The 17,665-nt window shown below is 26.8% G+C and carries 17 protein-coding genes; 9 read left to right on the forward strand and 8 right to left on the reverse strand.

Annotated features, from left to right (window positions below; all coding sequences use genetic code 11):
• Positions 1 to 88 precede the first annotated feature (88 nt).
• From tatB to CRV01_RS13425, 5 genes are all read left to right on the forward strand, one after another.
• Positions 89 to 529, forward strand: a complete 441-nt coding sequence (tatB, locus tag CRV01_RS13405) for a Sec-independent protein translocase protein TatB (RefSeq protein ID WP_129008920.1) — start codon at positions 89 to 91, stop codon at positions 527 to 529.
• Entirely contained in the window at positions 529 to 1,263 is a 735-nt protein-coding gene (gene tatC, locus CRV01_RS13410) for a twin-arginine translocase subunit TatC (protein ID WP_129008922.1), read from the forward strand. Before tatB ends, tatC begins: the two co-directional genes overlap by 1 nt.
• Positions 1,250 to 2,284 carry a tRNA preQ1(34) S-adenosylmethionine ribosyltransferase-isomerase QueA gene (queA, locus tag CRV01_RS13415; RefSeq protein WP_129008924.1) on the forward strand — a complete coding sequence of 345 codons (1,035 nt, stop codon included), beginning with the start codon at positions 1,250 to 1,252 and terminating at the stop codon, positions 2,282 to 2,284. Before tatC ends, queA begins: the two co-directional genes overlap by 14 nt.
• A 133-nt stretch (positions 2,285 to 2,417) precedes the next feature.
• Positions 2,418 to 3,155, forward strand: a complete 738-nt coding sequence (locus CRV01_RS13420) for a 3'-5' exonuclease (protein WP_129008926.1) — start codon at positions 2,418 to 2,420, stop codon at positions 3,153 to 3,155.
• 81 nt (positions 3,156 to 3,236) lie between these two features.
• A complete protein-coding gene (locus tag CRV01_RS13425) occupies positions 3,237 to 4,574 on the forward strand; it encodes a sodium-dependent transporter (protein WP_129008928.1) in 1,338 nt (445 codons plus the stop codon).
• Between the two features lie 32 nt (positions 4,575 to 4,606).
• On the opposite strand, the gene CRV01_RS13430 is transcribed toward CRV01_RS13425, so the two are convergent.
• Together CRV01_RS13430 and CRV01_RS13435 are read right to left on the reverse strand one after the other, a co-directional pair.
• Entirely contained in the window at positions 4,607 to 5,890 is a 1,284-nt protein-coding gene (locus CRV01_RS13430; RefSeq protein ID WP_309109215.1) for a DEAD/DEAH box helicase, read from the reverse strand.
• Between the two features lie 9 nt (positions 5,891 to 5,899).
• Positions 5,900 to 6,223 carry a hypothetical protein gene (locus CRV01_RS13435; RefSeq protein WP_129008932.1) on the reverse strand — a complete coding sequence of 108 codons (324 nt, stop codon included), beginning with the start codon at positions 6,221 to 6,223 and terminating at the stop codon, positions 5,900 to 5,902.
• Positions 6,224 to 6,308: 85 nt separating this feature from the next.
• On the opposite strand from CRV01_RS13435, the gene CRV01_RS13440 reads away from it, so the two are divergent.
• From CRV01_RS13440 to ribA, 4 genes are all read left to right on the forward strand, one after another.
• Positions 6,309 to 7,463, forward strand: coding sequence for a murein transglycosylase domain-containing protein (locus CRV01_RS13440; RefSeq protein ID WP_129008935.1), 1,155 nt, complete (start codon positions 6,309 to 6,311; stop codon positions 7,461 to 7,463).
• A gap of 156 nt (positions 7,464 to 7,619) precedes the next feature.
• Positions 7,620 to 8,366 carry a metal ABC transporter ATP-binding protein gene (locus CRV01_RS13445; protein ID WP_129008937.1) on the forward strand — a complete coding sequence of 249 codons (747 nt, stop codon included), beginning with the start codon at positions 7,620 to 7,622 and terminating at the stop codon, positions 8,364 to 8,366.
• Positions 8,360 to 9,163 carry a metal ABC transporter permease gene (locus CRV01_RS13450; RefSeq protein WP_129008939.1) on the forward strand — a complete coding sequence of 268 codons (804 nt, stop codon included), beginning with the start codon at positions 8,360 to 8,362 and terminating at the stop codon, positions 9,161 to 9,163. Before CRV01_RS13445 ends, CRV01_RS13450 begins: the two co-directional genes overlap by 7 nt.
• A 14-nt stretch (positions 9,164 to 9,177) precedes the next feature.
• Positions 9,178 to 9,783, forward strand: coding sequence for a GTP cyclohydrolase II (gene ribA / locus CRV01_RS13455; RefSeq protein WP_129008941.1), 606 nt, complete (start codon positions 9,178 to 9,180; stop codon positions 9,781 to 9,783).
• Between the two features lie 22 nt (positions 9,784 to 9,805).
• On the opposite strand, the gene CRV01_RS13460 is transcribed toward ribA, so the two are convergent.
• The 6 genes from CRV01_RS13460 to rraA form a co-directional block, all read right to left on the reverse strand.
• A complete protein-coding gene (locus CRV01_RS13460) occupies positions 9,806 to 10,867 on the reverse strand; it encodes a response regulator (RefSeq protein ID WP_129008943.1) in 1,062 nt (353 codons plus the stop codon).
• A 78-nt stretch (positions 10,868 to 10,945) separates the two neighbouring features.
• A complete protein-coding gene (locus CRV01_RS13465) occupies positions 10,946 to 12,184 on the reverse strand; it encodes a ComEC/Rec2 family competence protein (protein ID WP_129008945.1) in 1,239 nt (412 codons plus the stop codon).
• A 40-nt stretch (positions 12,185 to 12,224) separates the two neighbouring features.
• Complete coding sequence (gene ovoA / locus CRV01_RS13470) at positions 12,225 to 14,318, reverse strand: 5-histidylcysteine sulfoxide synthase (RefSeq protein WP_129008946.1); 2,094 nt, start codon at positions 14,316 to 14,318, stop codon at positions 12,225 to 12,227.
• 9 nt (positions 14,319 to 14,327) lie between these two features.
• Entirely contained in the window at positions 14,328 to 16,541 is a 2,214-nt protein-coding gene (locus tag CRV01_RS13475; protein WP_129008948.1) for a lipopolysaccharide assembly protein LapB, read from the reverse strand.
• The gene (locus tag CRV01_RS13480) at positions 16,542 to 17,105 is read right to left on the reverse strand and encodes a gamma-glutamylcyclotransferase (RefSeq protein WP_129008950.1); all 564 of its coding nucleotides are present in this window, start codon (positions 17,103 to 17,105) and stop codon (positions 16,542 to 16,544) included.
• Entirely contained in the window at positions 17,105 to 17,584 is a 480-nt protein-coding gene (gene rraA, locus CRV01_RS13485) for a ribonuclease E activity regulator RraA (RefSeq protein WP_129008952.1), read from the reverse strand. The genes CRV01_RS13480 and rraA overlap by 1 nt, the downstream gene beginning before the upstream one ends.
• Positions 17,585 to 17,665: the final 81 nt, after the last annotated feature.

The raw sequence follows: 17,665 nt of genomic DNA on the forward strand, positions 1-17,665 counted from the left end.
TTCCTTATCATTTCGAATAAATAATAGAGAGATTTTATCAAAAATAAGGTAAAATCTTCACCTTTAAATAGATAATGGAGTATTGTATATGTTTGGAATGGGTTTTATGGAAATATTTTTAATTGCAATAGTTGCAATTATCGCTTTAGGTCCTGATAAACTACCAACAGCAATGGTAGAAATAGCTAAGTTTATCAAAAAAATCAAATCAGGTGTTGAAGATGCTAAATCTACACTTGACAATGAATTAAATATTAATGAGATGAAAGAAGAAGCTGCTAAATATAAAGCTCAAATTGAAGATGCAAAAAATACTCTAAATGTAAAAGAAAATATGAATTTAGATTTAAATAATATCTTAAATGACGAAAATGAACCTTCTAAAGAAAAAGAAGAATTAAAAGAAGAGCCTAAAGAAGATGAAAATAAAGAACAAGTTTCATTAAAAGAACCAAAGAAAAAAAAGAAAAAAGATAATAGTAATAAATTTAAAGTAAATTTTGATGAAGAAATTAAGGATGAAAAATAATGCTTGATGATTTAAAGCCCCATATAGCTGACCTTAGAAAAAGGTTAATGGTCTCTGCACTAGCCCTTGGTATTGCATTTTTTGCTTGTTTTTTCTTTTATGAACCTATTTTAGGTTGGATGATGGTTCCAGTTGAAGCTGTACTTCCACCAAACTCTCAAATGGTAGCAGTAGAGATTCAAGAAACATTCTTTACAGCCCTTAAAGTAGCATTTTTTGCAGGTTTTATTGTTTCATTACCTGTAATTTTCTGGCAAATGTGGTTATTTTTAGCACCTGGTCTTTATGAACATGAAAAAAAACTAGTTGTTCCTTTTGTATTTTTTGCAACATTAATGTTTTTAATTGGCTCGTCTTTTGCTTATTATATTGTTGTGCCATATGGTTTTGAGTTCTTAATTAACTTTGGTTCGGCTGTTGTTACGGTATTACCAAGTATTGGTAAATATGTTGGTTTCTTTACAAAATTATTATTTGGTTTTGGTGTTGCTTTTGAATTACCTGTAATTACATTTTTCTTAGCAAAAATTGGACTTGTTGATGATAAAACATTAAAAGACTTCTTTAAATATGCAGTTGTATTGATTTTTATTTTAGCATCACTTTTAACTCCACCTGATGTAATTACACAATTTTTAATGGCTGGACCACTTATTTTCCTTTATATTGTTTCAATATACATTGCAAAGGTATTTAATCCACATCAACCATTAGATGAAGATGATGAAGAGTAATCTAGACCCACTTAAAACTTCTAGCTATGATTATAACCTTCCAAAAGAACTCATAGCTACGAAGCCAGTTTACCCAGCAGACAGTGCAAAACTTTTAGTTTATAACACAGAAACTGACACGATAACTCATACAACTTTTAAGTCTTTAATGGATTTTCTTCCTGATAACTTGTCTGTATTTTTAAATGATACAAAAGTTATAAAAGCAAGAATTTTTGGAGAAAAAGAGTCTGGTGGAAAAATTGAGCTTCTTTTTAATAAGCCTCTTTTTATGGATAGATATTTAGTAATGATTAGAGGAAAGGTAAAAGTAGGAACAAAATTATTCTTTCCTTTAGATTTAGAAGCTGAAGTCTTAGAAGTAAACGATGATGGAAGTAGAATTGTAAATTTTAAACAAAATGAGAAAAAACTAGATTTTTTATCATTAGTTGATATCTTAAATGAAATAGGTCATTTACCTCTTCCACCTTATATGAATAGAGAAGATGAAGAAAAAGACAATGAAGATTATCAAACTTTATTCGCTAAAAATTATGGAGCAGTTGCTGCACCAACTGCATCATTACACTTTACAGAAGAATTATTAGAAAAAATTAATGACAAGTATGATGTAAATTATTTAACACTTCATGTTGGAGCTGGAACGTTTAAACCAGTTGATAGTGAAGATATTTTATCTCACCCAATGCACAGTGAATACTTTGAAATAGGAAGTGAAGCTAAAAAATCTTTAGATGAAGCACAAAAAGTTCTTGCAGTAGGAACTACTGTTACAAGAACAGTTGAATACTATGCAAGAACAAATAAAATACAAGGGGAATGTGATCTATTTTTGAATCCAGCTAATACACCTATAAAAGTTGATCATTTACTTACAAATTTCCACCTTCCTAAGTCAACATTAATTATGCTTATTGCATCATTCGTTGGTTTAGAAAAAACACTAGAAATATATGAAGAAGCCATCAAAGAGAAATATAGATTTTACTCTTATGGTGATGGTATGCTTATCATCTAAACACCTAAGCTTTACTCGTAAAGCACTTTAGAATTTGCTTCTTTTAAGAGAAATTCATTTTCTCTGCTAAAAAGAAGATATAAAACAAAAGGTCCCTAAAAAAATAGGGACTAATTTTTTAAGGACTTAAATCATGCCACACTACATACTATTTGACACAGAAACAACAGGAAATCAAGAAGAAGATAGAGTAATCCAATTTGGAGCAATGATAGTTGATCAAAAAGGTAAAATTGAAGCATATGATGAGTTTTGTTATTCAGATGTTGAAATTAAAATTGAAGCAATGGAAGTTCATAATATCACTCCTGATTTAATAAAAGGAAAACCAAAAGCTACTGAAACTTCTTTTTATAAAAGACTAGAAGAGTTAAACTCTAATGAAAACTTTCTAATTGCACATAATATCTCTTTTGATATGGGAATGATAGAAAAAGAAGGTTTTATTAACAGTTATCAAACTATTGATACTTTAAGATGTGCTAAGCATCTATTTCCAGAAATGCCTTATCATAGATTACAATATTTAAGATATGCTCTTGAGCTATACAAAGTAGAAGAAGCAGAAGCAGCTAAACACAATATCACAATTAAAGCCCATGATGCTATTGGTGATGTTTTAGTTATGAAACTATTTTTAACTAAACTTGTAAAAAAATGTAGAGAAATCTACCCAGATTATAATCCAATGGAAAAATTAGCTGAACTAACTAAAACACCTGTACTACTAAAAAGCTTTAGATTTGGAAAATACAAAAATAAAGAGATTGCAAAAGTAGCACAAGAAGACCCTGGATATCTAAACTGGATGAGAACAAATATGGATTTAGATGAAGATTTAAAATATACCTTGGATAAAGTTCTAAGTTAGCACTAAATTTCATTAAAATTTCATTAAAATTTCATTTTAGTTCACTATAATTATAACAAATTTTTTCACACAAGGATTATAGTGACACGGTTTTCTAGAATAGGCTTTATTCTAGCAGCTGCAGGTTCAGCTGTTGGTTTAGGAAACATATGGAAGTTTCCATATGTAACAGGTGAATATGGTGGTGGAGCATTTGTAATTGTTTATTTGCTTGCTATCTTATTCATTGGTCTTACAATATTCATTGCAGAAGCAGTAATTGGACAAAATGGACAGTCTGATGTTTCTACCTCTTTTGTAAATTTATCAAAATCAAAAAACAAAAACTGGAAGTTTGCAGGCTTTATGGTTTTTACTGGTTTAATTATTCTTTCATTTTATTCTGTTGTTTTAGGATGGATTTTAAATTATGTATTTACTTCTTTTTCAGCATTGCCAACGGAAGCAAAAGTTGCAGGTGCAGCTTTTGAAAAACTAATTTCAAATGATATAGGTTCGTTACTTGTATATCATACTTTAATTGCTGGTTCAGTAGTCTATATTGTATTAAAAGGAATTAAAGAAGGTATTGAAAAAATAAACTTAATTTTAATGCCTTTATTAGGATTAATTCTTTTTGGTCTTTTAATTTATTCATTAACATTAGACTCTTTTTCACAAGCTGTTTCTTTTATGTTTTCTGCTGATTGGAGTAAAATAAATGGTGATGCACTTTTAGCAGCTTTAGGACAAGCCTTTTTTACATTGTCACTTGGTGTTGGTACAATTTTAACCTATTCTGCTTCTTTATCAGAAAATACTAATTTTATTAAAACATCAATATCTGTTGCACTTGTTGATACTTCAATTGCAATAATTGCAGGTTTAATCATTTTTTCATTTCTTTTTGAAGCTGGTGCTCCAAGTGCAGCGGGACCTGGCTTAGTATTTATTTCATTGCCTGTGATTTTCTCTGGATGGGGAGTATTAGGTCAAGTTATTGCTTTTTCATTTTTTATTGCATTAATTTTTGCTGGTATTACTTCGGCTGTATCTATGATTGAGCCATCACTTAGATTTTTTATTGAAAGATTTAATATAACAAGAGCAAAGGCAACACTTATTTCTGGAACAACATTTTATATTCTAGGTATTGTTGCCCTACTTTCAATGAGTAAGTCTTTTTCAACAGAATTAACATTTTTTGGAAAAAATGCCTTTGATTTAATGGATTTTATGACTTCATCAGTACTTATGCCTATTGCAGCTATTTTAACTTCTGTGTTCTTAGGATACTTTGTTGATAAACAAACTATTCAAGATAAATTTACTCAGCATGTACCATTGGCTGTATTTAATATTTGGTATTTTTTAATTAGATATATTGTTCCTTTAGCAATTGTAGTTTTACTATTAAATAAAGTAGGTATTATTAAATAAAAAATAATAGTTTAGGAATTTTCCTAAACTATTTATCTTCTAAAGCTTCTATTAGCATCTCTTTTTGTAGTTTTCTTAGATTTTGCACCTGTTTTTTTAGGTTCACTTAAAGGAGCTTTTCTTCCTTTTTTCTCACTAAGTTTTTTCTTTTTTTGAACTTTCTGTCTAGGTTGTCTATCTTTTAAAGGAAAATTCTCATGAACCTCTCTTTTAACATTAAGCCTTAAATCTCTTTCAATCTTTGTAAAGTGATTATAATCTTCAACTGTTAAAATAGTAATAACTTCACCTTTATTTCCAGCTCTACCTGTTCTTCCTACTCTGTGAGTGAAGTCATCTGTTGTTTCTGGAAGATTGTAGTTAATAACTAAAGGTAGCTTTTCAATGTCAAGTCCACGTCCAGCAATATCAGTTGCAATAAGAACTTGTATCTTTTTATTTTTAAAATCTTTAATTGCTTGAACTCTTGACTTATATTCTATTTCACCATGAATAGGAGCTGATTTTACACCATTTGCAGCAAAATGTTCTTGTGCTGCATTTGCTGCATCTTTTTTATTTACAAATAGAAGTATTTGCTCATATTTTGAATCTTTTATTAATCTTGTAACTAACTCTTTTTTCTTTTTAACATCAACTTTAAAAGCTTTGTGTTCTATTAAACTAACAGTATCTCTTCTTTCATGAACCTGCACAGTTACAGGATCTTTCATAAACTCTTTTGCAAGTTTTCTAATATTTTGTGAAATAGTTGCAGAACACATAACTATTTGTTTATATGGCGAACATAAAGAAAAAATCTCTTCAATTTCTTCTAAAAATCCCATTTCAAGCATAGTATCTGCTTCATCTAAAACTAAATAGTTTACACTACTTAAATCTAAAATCTCACTTTCTACTAAATCTTTTAATCTTCCAGGTGTTGCAACAATAATATCAATACCACCATTAATAATTTGTTCTTGCTTCGCTTTACTTGTACCACCCATGATTTTCGTATGCTTTATTTTTAAAAACTTACCATAATCATTTAATGATTTTGAAACTTGTTCCACAAGTTCTCTTGTTGGAACTAAAACTAAACCTCTTAAAACTCTATTATTGAAGTTTAATTTTGAATTTACTTTGTCTAACATTGGTAAAACATATGCAGCAGTTTTTCCCGTTCCAGATTTAGATGCAGCAATTGTATCTATACCTTTTTTTATAATAGGAATTACTTTTCTTTGAACTTTTGTTGGAGTGTCATAACCTTTTTGTTCAATAGCAGTATTAATTGCTTTATTAAAGTCAAACTCTAAAAATTTTTTTATAATGTATCCTTTTTAATATACAGTTGCTAATTCATCATCTAAGTATGAATCTATTGTGTCAATTAACTTTTCATAAGAGGCTTTACCCTCTTTATTGAAAATAACCATCTCTTCACCATGTTCATCTTTAATATAATGCTCTTGTTTTTTAACTTTTTTATATAATTCTTTTATATCTTCAGGAGAATCTAAATCATTATATAAAAACCAATTAGCACTTGTATTTTCATATCTTATTAAACCGTAAGTTTGTGCTTCATCTACATAATCTTGAATAGTTCCATTCTCAAATTTAGCACCAACAACCATATCATATTCATTTAAAATCATTTCCATTGATAAAATACCTTAAAACTTATATTTATAATGGAATGATACCTAGATTTTAATTAAAGCTAAAAAATTATAGAATAATATCAATATGAAAAAAACAATACTAATATCTCTGGCCTTTTTATTTACTGGCTGTACAGTTAATGATGCTTATAGAATTACAAATGCTGCATTAAGTAAAAATCCATCTGCTGCACTTAAATCTATTGCTAAATCTAAAGCAATTTCTTACTCTACCAATCCCAAGAAACTTATAAATGATATAAATTTTTTATCTTCATTAATTGAGAACATTGATAAAAAATGGGGAAAAGGAAATAGAAAAGTTCCTAAACCAAAAGAGTATGTAAAATATATGCAAAACTATAAAAGTAGAGCTTATGTAGATTTTGATAAAGGTTTGGTAACTGTAGAAACAATTGATAATAAAGATGCAAAATCAAGTTTAAAAAATGCAATTATTACAACACTACTTTTACCTGAAGATCCAAGAGCTTTTGATTTATTTGGAACAGCAAAGGTAAAACTTGGTAAAACTCCATATCTTTATAAAGAAATTAAAGATGATCAAAATAAAGATATTAGATGGGAATGGAGAGCAAATAGATATGCAAATATTTTAATTAACTCAAAAGTTAAAACTAAAAAAATTGAAAATGAAAATAAAACACTAAAAGTATCTTATGTTGAAATTCCTATGGTAAAAGACCATGCAAATATTAGAGTTGCAAAATTTAAACCTTTTGTTCAGAAATTTGCAAAAAAATATAATTTAAGTGAAAACCTTGTTTATGCAATTATTCAAACAGAAAGTAACTTCAATCAATTTGCTGTTAGTCATGCAGGAGCTATTGGTCTTATGCAAATAGTTCCTAGCACTGCTGGAATTGATGCTTATAGCTATACAAAAGGTAAAAGATGGAAACCAACAAACTCTTATCTTTTTAATGCAAAAAACAATATTGAACTAGGTTCTGCCTATATAGATATACTAAAAAGTAAATATTTAAAAGGTATTTCTAATCCTATTTCAAAAGAGTATTGTGTAATTAGTGCATATAATACAGGAGCAGGAAATGTTTTAAAAACATTTTCATCAAGTAAAGCAACAGCTATAAATAGAATCAATAATAAAAAACCAAATGAAGTCTATAAAACACTAAGAACTGAACTTCCCTATGAAGAAACAAGAAACTACCTAAAAAAAGTAATCACAAATAAAAAAGAGTTTATTAGTATTTAAAATACTAATACTCTACTCTACTTTCAAAGCAAACCTCTAAACTAAAAGAAAAACAAGAATTAAAATATAGTTTTGCAACTAAGTCGCATTTTATATTTATTCGTTAAAATTTTACTGCAACTTAGTTGCAATTACTTTAAGGAATAAAAATTACGAATGCAAATAGACAATGCAATAGAAGTTAAAAACCTTAGTTTTTCTTATGATGAACAAAAGGTTTTAGAAGATATAAACTTTGAAATTAAACAAAAAGACTTTTTAACAATAATAGGTCCAAATGGTGGAGGTAAATCAACTTTACTAAAACTAATTCTTGGACTAAATGACTTAAATAATGGTTCTATAAAAATATTTGGGCAAGAACACTTAGAACAAATTCATAATTTAGGTTATGTTCCTCAAAATACAAATGTAAATTTAAACTTTCCAATCACTGTACTTGAAGTTGTGATGATGGGACAGAACTGCCTTACAAAAAGATTATTTGGATACAAAAAAGAAGAGAAACAAAGAGCAATGGAAGTTCTTGAAAAAGTAAAGATGAAAGAGTTTGCAAAAAATAGAATATCAAATCTTTCAGGTGGACAAAGACAAAGAGTTTTAATAGCCCGAGCACTTTTTTCTAAACCAAAAATTTTACTTCTTGATGAACCAACTTCAAGCATTGATATAAAAGGTTGCGAACAAATTTATTCTACTTTAGAAGAATTAAATAAAAATATTCCAATAATTGTAGTTAGTCACGATATCTCAGTTATTTTAAAATATGCCTCAAAGGCTTTTTATGTAAATAAAAAACTTACACACCATGATTTAACTACTATGAAAGATGAATTTAAATCTATAGATTCTCATGTTTGTGAAATAGAATTATTAGAGATGTTAGGAAGATGCAGATGTTAGAGCTACTTTCATACTCATTTATCCAAAATGCTTTAATTGCAGGAGTTATCATAAGTATTATCACTGCAATAATAGGAACTTATGTTGTTGTAAATAAAATGGTGTTTTTATCAGGGGGTATTGCTCATAGTGCTTATGGTGGTATTGGAATAGCAATGTATTTTGGATTACCAATGCTTTTATCAACCTCTGTATTTTGTGTACTTATTAGTATTCTTATTGCTTTTGCAAGTTATAAAAACAGAGAAAATCTTGATATTATGATTGGTCTTACTTGGGCAGTTGGTATGTCTTTTGGAATAATCCTAGCAGACCTTACACCTGGGTATCAATCTGATTTGATGAGTTATCTTTTTGGTTCTTTACTTGCAGTAACTAATCAAGATTTATACTATATGGCTTTTTTACTTATATTTACAATTGCAATTGTAGTAGTTTTTTATAGGGATATCTTAGCAGTATCTTATGATACAGAATATGCAAGTTTAAGAGGAATAAAAACAAAGTTTTTTTATACACTTATATTGATTCTATCAAGTTTGGCAATTGTTATATCTATCAAGGTTGTAGGTTTAATACTAGTTATCGCTCTACTTACTATACCAATTTATATATCAAGTTTTTTTTGTAAGAACTTATTATCTATGATGCTTATTTCTGCTCTCCTATCGATAATGTTTACCATCATAGGACTTTATATCTCATATGAGTTTGATGTGAGTTCAGGACCTTCTATTATAATAAGTAGTTCGCTTTTTGCATTGGTTATTTTCATAATAAAAAGTATAAAAAAATAAAGAAAAGAGAAAATATGAATATTAATTTAAAAGAACAGAAGATAAAAAACATTATTGAATCACAAGTTGCAAATCTACCAACAAGATATGGAAACTTTGATATTAAAGCTTATAAAGATGGTTGCCAAGAACACCTTGCAATTATGAGTAAAAACTTTAAAAATATTAAAGTTCCTTTAGTAAGAATACACTCTGAATGTTTAACAGGAGATACAATAGGTAGTTTAAAATGTGATTGTAATAATCAACTTGCATTAGCTTTAGAGCTTATTTCTAAAGAAGGTGGTTTAATAATTTATCATAGGCAAGAAGGAAGAAATATAGGACTTGTAAATAAAGTTAATGCTTATAACTTACAAGATAAAGGATTTAATACTATTGAAGCAAATTTAAAACTTGGATTTGAAGCTGATGAAAGAGATTATACTGCAATTGGTTTTATACTAAAAGATTTAAATTTAAAAAAGATAAAACTAATTACTAATAATCCAAAAAAGATTGAGTTTGTTAAAAGTTGTGGAATAGAAATAGATACAAGAGTTCCTGCACTTACAAAAACAAATAAACACAATAAAAACTACTTACAAACTAAAAAAGAGCACTTAGGTCATATACTTTAAAGAAGGTTTACTACCTTCTTTACTAATTTCCACACAACATAGTTGCTTGAAACTCTTCAAACCTAGTTTCTTGCATTTTTAATTTTTCTCGTAAAATCTTATTTTGTTTTTTAACTTCATATAACTCAAATAGTATTTTTTGTGCATTATTAACATTTTCATCAACTTGTTCTTGAAGCTTTTCTGCTAGTTCAAAGTAGTAATTTTTTTCTTTTTTAAGTTCAGAATTTACTTTTAGGTTTTCACTTTTTAATAAATATATATGTTTTCTTAGAGATAAGACTTCATTCTCATATTTTGAAATTAAAGTAGAAAATTCAATAAACTTTTTTATTCTTCCATCATTATAAAATATTGGCAAAATAGTCGAATGAGTATAATAGTTAGTACCTTGTTTTGTAAGCTTCTTACTAAGTCCAACCCATATTTTTCCATTTTTTAAAGTATCAATTATTTTTCTATCTGCTGCATCTGCACTTTTAAAAATTTGATTATCATTAAAACTCATTCCTATTAATTCATCTAAAGTAAATTCTGAATTGATTAAAAAAGCATCATTTGCAGAAGTAATTTTAAAATTTAAATCCATTTCGCAAATAATATTACAAGAGTCTAAAATAGCCATAAACTGTCTTAATTCATTATTTTTAACAGCAAGCTCTTTTTTTTGATGTTTTCTTTTAATAATTTCAGACATAATCTTAAGTGTAGTATTTAATTGGATAGGTTTTACAATATAATTTGAAAGATTAAATTTAATAGCTCTTACTAAAATATTCATATCTGAAAAAGTTGTAGTAATTAAAATAGGAACTTCCCAATTTATACTTCTAATTTGAGATAAAAGATCTATACCTTTATAATCTGGAAAATCAACATCTGTTATTATGATATCAATACTAGCACTATTATTTTGGTAAATATTTATTGCCTCTTCTATTTCCTTTGCAATTAATACTTTTTTGAAAAATGCTGAAAATATTTCTGAAGTTTCAAATCTTATTTTATCATTATTTTCAATAAATAAAACAGTTGTACTTGCTAAGTAATTTTTGTCAAATGAGCATACATTAGGTTGTGACATAATTATCTCCTATCTTTTATCTTCACCAAATATTATGACTTAAATATTATTTTTAAATTAATTTTAATTTATTTATACTTAGAAGAACATTGTAACATTGAATATTATTAGTAAAATATTTAAAAGAATAAAAAACTTTTTACTAAAAATGCTAAAGAAACTAATAGCTACATAAATGATAAAAAAATACAAACTTGTATCGGTTTCATAAATACTCACTTTATAGTTTAAAAACATTAATATGTATTTATCTAAAACATCTGCAAAACCAAGCAGGTGTACGATTATTTCTAAAGGATAAAAAAAAGTAAATAACAATGTAAAAAAAGGTGATAATAACTGCTCATATGAAGTATTAGGAAAAAAGAAATGAACAATAGGATTAAAAACAAAAAATATCCAAAAATTAAAAAAGATTATTGAAAATAGTTTAGGTAAAGTTTTAAAATAATGAATATATAAAAAGATATAAAATACTCCAATAATAGAAAACCATAAAGAGATAGAAAATAGATATTTTGGAAATAAGGATAGTATTATTAATAGTGTAATTGCTAAAGATTGAAATGAAAAAACTTTTATATTTGAACGTAAATATAGAAAAGCCAGAGAAAACATAATAAAAGAGCGAAGCAAAGAAGGAACAAGATTAGTTAAATGTAAATAATATAAAAGTATAACTATTGAAATAAGAACTACATCAGCCTTTTTATTTCTATAAGGAAAATATCTTTCATGAAAAAAAGAGTATGGATAATAAAAAAGAATAAAGATTATAAATGAAATTATAGACAAATGAAAACCAGAAATTGCAATAAGGTGACTAATACCAAAATCAGTATAAATTTGTCTATTCTCTTTAGAAATAGGTATAGCTAGAAACAAAGCATTAAATAACTCTTGTATTTTTTCTTCTTTATGTAAGCTATTTATATGATTGAAAAGTTCTTTTTTTAAAGTATCAATTCTTTCTATGTTTTCATAGAAAATTGATTTAGTATAAAAGCCTTTTAAGAACTCATAAAAAGAAACACCCTTTGATAAAACTGCAATAGTTATTAAATCTAATTTTTTAATACTATTTTCTTTGTCAATTGAAGTAAAAAATTCAAGTTTCTCATTTTGAAGTTTAAGAACTAAAAAATCTTCTTTTTCATAGATATTTAATACTTCATAAGTATCAAGGTAAACTTCTTCTTTAGTAAAATCTTTATATTTAAAGTATTCATAAAAAATATTAAAAGAAAAAATAGTAAGCAAGATTAAAAGAAAAGATATTAACTGTTTTTTAGTTGAGATTAATTGTAAACTATCCATAAAGAATAGTTTACAATTGTTTAGTTTATAATTTTATTTATTATTTATTTTTCTTCCAAATACTCATTTGAGAAATCGTATATTGATGCTTTCTAGCTGTTTCTTTAATAACAAATGGCACATCTATAGTTTGAACTAATTCAAATCTATCTTCAAGATTATCTTTTAAAGTATCTAAAGTTTTTATCTCTTTATTATCTTGAATAAATCCACCAAGCCAATTTTTCTTTGGAGTGTAATCTTCTAACCAAGTATATGGAGATAAAAGAACTAATAATCCATCTTTATTTACTCTATTTGGGATATCATCTAAAAACTTTTGAGGATAATATAATCTATCAATTAAATTTGAACAAAAAATTAAGTCATAACCTGAATATAACTCTTTTAAATTACAAGCATCTCCTTGCATAAATGAAACTTTTTCTTTTGTATCATCTAAATCAAAATCTTTTAAAGAGATAGTTTTTTCTTCAAAAAGTTCACCTTCAGTTGTTACCTTATATGTTAAGGTATCATACTTTTTAAGTTTAACTCCCACATTAATAAAGTTTGCACTAAAATCTATTCCAAGTACCTCATCAAAATATTTTGCCAACTCAAAAGTACTTCTACCAACTGAACAACCTAAATCAAGAGCTTTTTTAGAATTTAATCCTTCAAAATATGGTTTTAATAATTCCACACTAGATTTAGGGAAGTTTTTAACACCAAAGTTTTCCTCGCCATAATGAAACTCACAATATTGAGAAATCTGTTCATCTGTTTCATATACATTGTCGTTTAATTGCGTTCTATAGTCATTTGAGCTTTGAACATATCTGAACCCTGCATGTTGAAAGAAATGCTTTCTAAAGGCATATCTTGCACTTCTAAGAACCTCATTTCCTAAAGAGATAAATGACCCACCTTTCATAAGAGCATGCCTATCATCAAATGTTGGAGTTGTAAAGTCATCATATACAGGATGTGTTTTAAATCCATCTAATGGATATGTTGGTGTAATACTCCATTGCCATACATTTCCAACTACATCATAGAAATCACCCATTTTATATTTATCTACTGGTGTTTGATTAAAGTATTTTAGTCCTATATTTGCTTCTTGGCTTTGAGCTTTAACATAATCATTTAATCTATAAAATTCATCTTCACTAGGAAGTCTAACTTCAAAACCTAACTTTTCACTTTTAAATCTACAAAAAGCCTCTGCTTCATAAACATTTATATCAACTGGGTAATTTAAAGGTAAAGGAACTAATCTATTTATTTCTCTTAGATAATATCTACCTTCTTTTTTAACCCAAAAAGTAGGATGCTTGGCAGTAGAAAACTCTAACCACTCTTTTCCATCTTCAGTAAAATATTCAGGTTTTGAATAACCACCTTCTTTTACAAACTCTAAAAATTCTCCATTTGAAACTAAGTACTTAGAAGCTTTGAAATCTTTTATAGAAGCTTTATGAAAAGCAAACTCATTATCCCAACCATAATATATAGGATTGTCATAATCTTTCTCTAATATAACTTCCCCACCTTTAACTTCTACTAGTTCATTTTTAGGGAAAGAATCGCTAAACTCATTACAGTAAGTAAATAGCTCTTCTTCTTTTAAATACTTTAGGTTTAACTCTCTTAATAATACAGATGAAGTCTCTATATGAATATTTTCATGCTCTATACCCATTAAGATAACCCACATAGGATTATCCCAGTTTATTGGCATTGTAAACTCTATAGTATCAATTAGTTCTAAAACTAACTTTTTAACCTCATCTCTATATGCTTTTGTTTGTTCAAAAGTTGGCCAAGTATAATGTTTATCATTTAAATCATCCCACGACATTTCATCAACACCAATTGCAAAAATAGATTCATATGTTTTATTTATTCTTTTATCAATGATGTTTGCGATATTTAGTTTATTTATAAAAAAAGTTGCTGTATGTCCATAATAAAATATAAGAGGATGTCTTAGCCTATTTGGTTGCTTAAATATATGTTCTTTATCTTTTAATAAATCAAAAAGTTTTTCATCTAACTCATAAGTTTGTAAAAAGTACTTTTTAATCTCTTCTCTTTTTTCTTCAACTGTACCTTCACTTAAATTAATTGTATTTTGTATATAGTTCATTGATTCCCCTTAATAGTTTTCCAAAAAATTAATAGTTGTTATTTTATTTGCTTTTTTAAACTCTTTGTATATGTTTAATAGCTGTTTTAACTCATTATCGTCTAAATTATCTAAATGTTTTTCCAATCTAGTTGCAATCTGAGTGAAATCTATATTAAGTAAAGATTTACATATTATATTTTCAATAAGTAGCATTCCAAGTCTTTTAATAGAACCTGTTGAATCTAAAATCTCTATTGCTTCATTTGTATAAGCTAAAGCTTCGTTAAGTAGTTCTTCTTCTTTTTGAATAGAATATAACTCTTTAGATAAGATATTTAAAGCTTGATTGTGTTGAACCACAGGAAGTTCATCTCTATCTCCTACTGATTCTTTTAGTTTTAAACCTACTTTTCCATAATATATTGACTTCTGTATAATACTAGCGTCTTTTTGTTTAGTACTTGTTAGATATGTAAATCTATAAGCAATAGCCATATTAACAAAAGTAGCCCCATACTCAAATGCTCCAAGAGTTGGAATACTTAGACACTTTTTATAGTTTTTAATAGCTTCTTCAAAGTTACAATACCACTCTTCATAGTTTGCTTTGATGTTATAATAGTGCCATAACCAAATTGGTTCATTATCTTCATTGTGAGAAGAGATTAAAGTAAATAGTTTTTCTAAAGTCTCTTTACCCTCTTTTCTTAACTCTTCTTTTCTTTGACTTACTATTATCCATGCTTTTCTTTGTAAGTATTTTATTTCTATTTCATTTGGCTTTTTATTTTCATTTATTTGTAACTCTTTTGGTAAATATGAAAAGGCTTCATCAAACAATCCCATTCTTTCATATAAAGATGAGATTAATACAGAGTACTTATTTGGGTTTATTTCATAAAGATATTTTGCCACTAAAATAGCTTGTTCAAAATACCCATTTCTTTCAAATAGAGCTAAAAGAAGATTTAAACTCTCAACAGATAGTTTTCTATATATAGACTCTTTTGTAGTTTCAAAACTTTTTAAATCATAAGAATCAAACATCTTTCCAGCTATATCAAACCAATATTCATCTATAAGTTTATACTGTTGTCTCTTTTCAACTGTTACAATAAACCTTTCTAAAATATTTAAAATTCTTCTTTCATCTAAAACAATATTTTTTACATAATTATATAAAATCAATAGAGAAATAGGATTATCAAAATACTCAATACACTCTTCTATATGATTTCTTAAAAAATAAGCTAACCTTCTTTGCTCATCACTTAAAACCTTAAAGTGAAAGTTATTGGTAAAATATATCCTTGAAGAGTCTTCTTGTCTTAAGAACTTAAAATCATCAAAACTTCTATTTATAAAGTTTTGGAAACCAAAAGTTAAATGCTCATTTTTTTCATTGCTTTCAAATAAATTTTTACCACAATACTCAAAAAGCTCTAAAGATATATAAATCAAAGATGTATTAAATCCATTCGTAGAACATAGTTGCAATAAAGAGTTTAGTTTTTGTTCCCTTGAAGAAAAAAGAAAGTTTATATCTTTTGTAAAGGCTTTTGACTTTTCTTTTATTATCTCAATATTAGTTATATGATAAGAATTTAATCTTTTTTCTATTTTTTTTACTTCATCATTTCTAACATGTATGTTTATATTTGAAAACTTTTTAAATAAGACTTTTAATAAAATCTGATAAGCCCAATGCTCTTTTTCAAAAAGATCAATATTGTATATATCTATTTGAGTCTTTTTATCATATTGAAAAAAAGCAAGGGAAACTCTTTTTTGTTTTTTAATATCTTTGTTTAACCATGAAGCTAAAATATTTTTAAACTCATTTCTTTTTGCCTCTAAAATAGATGGCATTAAAAAAAGTCCAAATAAAAATAGTAAAACAAAACCTAAAGCAATAGAATCATTAGTTTCCCATTCAAAAGGCATTTCGAAAACTATCTTTTTGAGTAAGTCTTCATATATAGATACAGAAAGGAAAGCAAACATTATTACAAGAATAGAAATTATTGAGATCATAGAAGAAGAGACTCTTTTTTTAAAGTAATAAGAAAAAGAGTTTCCACATAAAGAGTTTAAATTTTCTTCAAACTTATCAAAGTCATCCTCTTCACAAAAGCTTATATCTAAACAATTATCTTTTTTTGTGATTATTGGGTCACTTACCTTTGTTCTATTTGTTTTATATAAAGAAGAGGAGTATATAGTGCAGTTATTTTGAATCATTTATTTTCTAATACCCTCTTTAGCTAGCTTATTTTGTAAAGGATCTGAAAACTTATATACACCTTCTTTTAAAGGAAAAGGAAACTCCTCTAAAGCCTCTTTTTTATATTCACTTACAAACTCTTTATCATAGTGTTTAAAGGCTGTTGTTAAAATATCTATATATTTAGCAGGGATATAAGTATTTTTAGCTCCTATTTTTGCTAATTTTTCAACATTAGTAGTCATAAAAGCAATAACATCTTCATCAAGATTTGCTCCTTGAATATCTTGGGCTTTAATTATTACTTGAGAGTAGTTTTTTTCTCTTTGTTTTAAAACTTCAAACTCTTCATCACTTAGTTTAATAACCACACCGTTTGTAGAAGAATTTTCATCTTTTTGAAGATTTAAAAATACTCCATTTGTATCTTTACCATCAAAATTAATATGCTCGATAGAGTTCCAAACTTTTTTAAAACCTTTAACTCTAACTGGAATTAAATCTTTATAAGTAAGTTCTCTTTCAAAAGATTTTTGAGCACTATTTAGATTAATTAAAGAACCAAAACCAAAAAGATACATTAGACAATTTTCTCTTTTGCTAGTATTATTCCATCCACATCTGCGTAAACATAATCCCCATCATTAAACTGTACTCCACAAAAAGACAATTCAATATTTCTTTCACCTTTTGTTTCTGGAATATATTTTCTAGGACAAGTTCCCCTTGCATAAAGTGCAACCGGAATATCTTTTATTTGCTCTGTATCTCGCACATATCCATTTACTAAAATAGCTTCATAACCATTTGCATGGGCAAATTTCATTAGGTTTTCACCTACAACTGCAAAATACTCATCATCTACATCAACAACTACTATCTTACCAGTTCCATCTTCATCTCTTAAAATCTTAATAAGTTCACTATTGTTTTTATCTAATTTTACAGTTACAACTTGTGCACAAAACTTATCTTTTGCACCATAGTTTTTAAATTCATTGTCTAGTACGTGTACTTTATCTGGATGTCCATCACAAATATCAGCAGTATAAAAATTCATTTTTGCCCTTTTAAATATTTCTTTTTTATAATTATCTCTAAAAAGCTTTAATTTACTCTTATCTTAAATATAATAGGAATT

The sequence above is a fragment of the Arcobacter sp. CECT 8983 genome (assembly GCF_004118855.1).
GTDB lineage: Bacteria > Campylobacterota > Campylobacteria > Campylobacterales > Arcobacteraceae > Halarcobacter.

Coding starts and splice junctions, on each gene's coding strand:
- CRV01_RS13465 (WP_129008945.1), bottom strand. CDS start 12,184: ATGGATAGTTTACAATTAATCTCAACTAAAAAACAGTTAATATCTTTT.
- tatC (WP_129008922.1), top strand. CDS start 529: ATGCTTGATGATTTAAAGCCCCATATAGCTGACCTTAGAAAAAGGTTA.
- CRV01_RS13480 (WP_129008950.1), bottom strand. CDS start 17,105: ATGTATCTTTTTGGTTTTGGTTCTTTAATTAATCTAAATAGTGCTCAA.
- CRV01_RS13445 (WP_129008937.1), top strand. CDS start 7,620: ATGCAAATAGACAATGCAATAGAAGTTAAAAACCTTAGTTTTTCTTAT.
- queA (WP_129008924.1), top strand. CDS start 1,250: ATGATGAAGAGTAATCTAGACCCACTTAAAACTTCTAGCTATGATTAT.
- CRV01_RS13420 (WP_129008926.1), top strand. CDS start 2,418: ATGCCACACTACATACTATTTGACACAGAAACAACAGGAAATCAAGAA.
- ribA (WP_129008941.1), top strand. CDS start 9,178: ATGAATATTAATTTAAAAGAACAGAAGATAAAAAACATTATTGAATCA.
- rraA (WP_129008952.1), bottom strand. CDS start 17,584: ATGAATTTTTATACTGCTGATATTTGTGATGGACATCCAGATAAAGTA.
- CRV01_RS13440 (WP_129008935.1), top strand. CDS start 6,309: ATGAAAAAAACAATACTAATATCTCTGGCCTTTTTATTTACTGGCTGT.
- ovoA (WP_129008946.1), bottom strand. CDS start 14,318: ATGAACTATATACAAAATACAATTAATTTAAGTGAAGGTACAGTTGAA.
- tatB (WP_129008920.1), top strand. CDS start 89: ATGTTTGGAATGGGTTTTATGGAAATATTTTTAATTGCAATAGTTGCA.
- CRV01_RS13460 (WP_129008943.1), bottom strand. CDS start 10,867: ATGTCACAACCTAATGTATGCTCATTTGACAAAAATTACTTAGCAAGT.
- CRV01_RS13450 (WP_129008939.1), top strand. CDS start 8,360: ATGTTAGAGCTACTTTCATACTCATTTATCCAAAATGCTTTAATTGCA.
- CRV01_RS13475 (WP_129008948.1), bottom strand. CDS start 16,541: ATGATTCAAAATAACTGCACTATATACTCCTCTTCTTTATATAAAACA.
- CRV01_RS13435 (WP_129008932.1), bottom strand. CDS start 6,223: ATGGAAATGATTTTAAATGAATATGATATGGTTGTTGGTGCTAAATTT.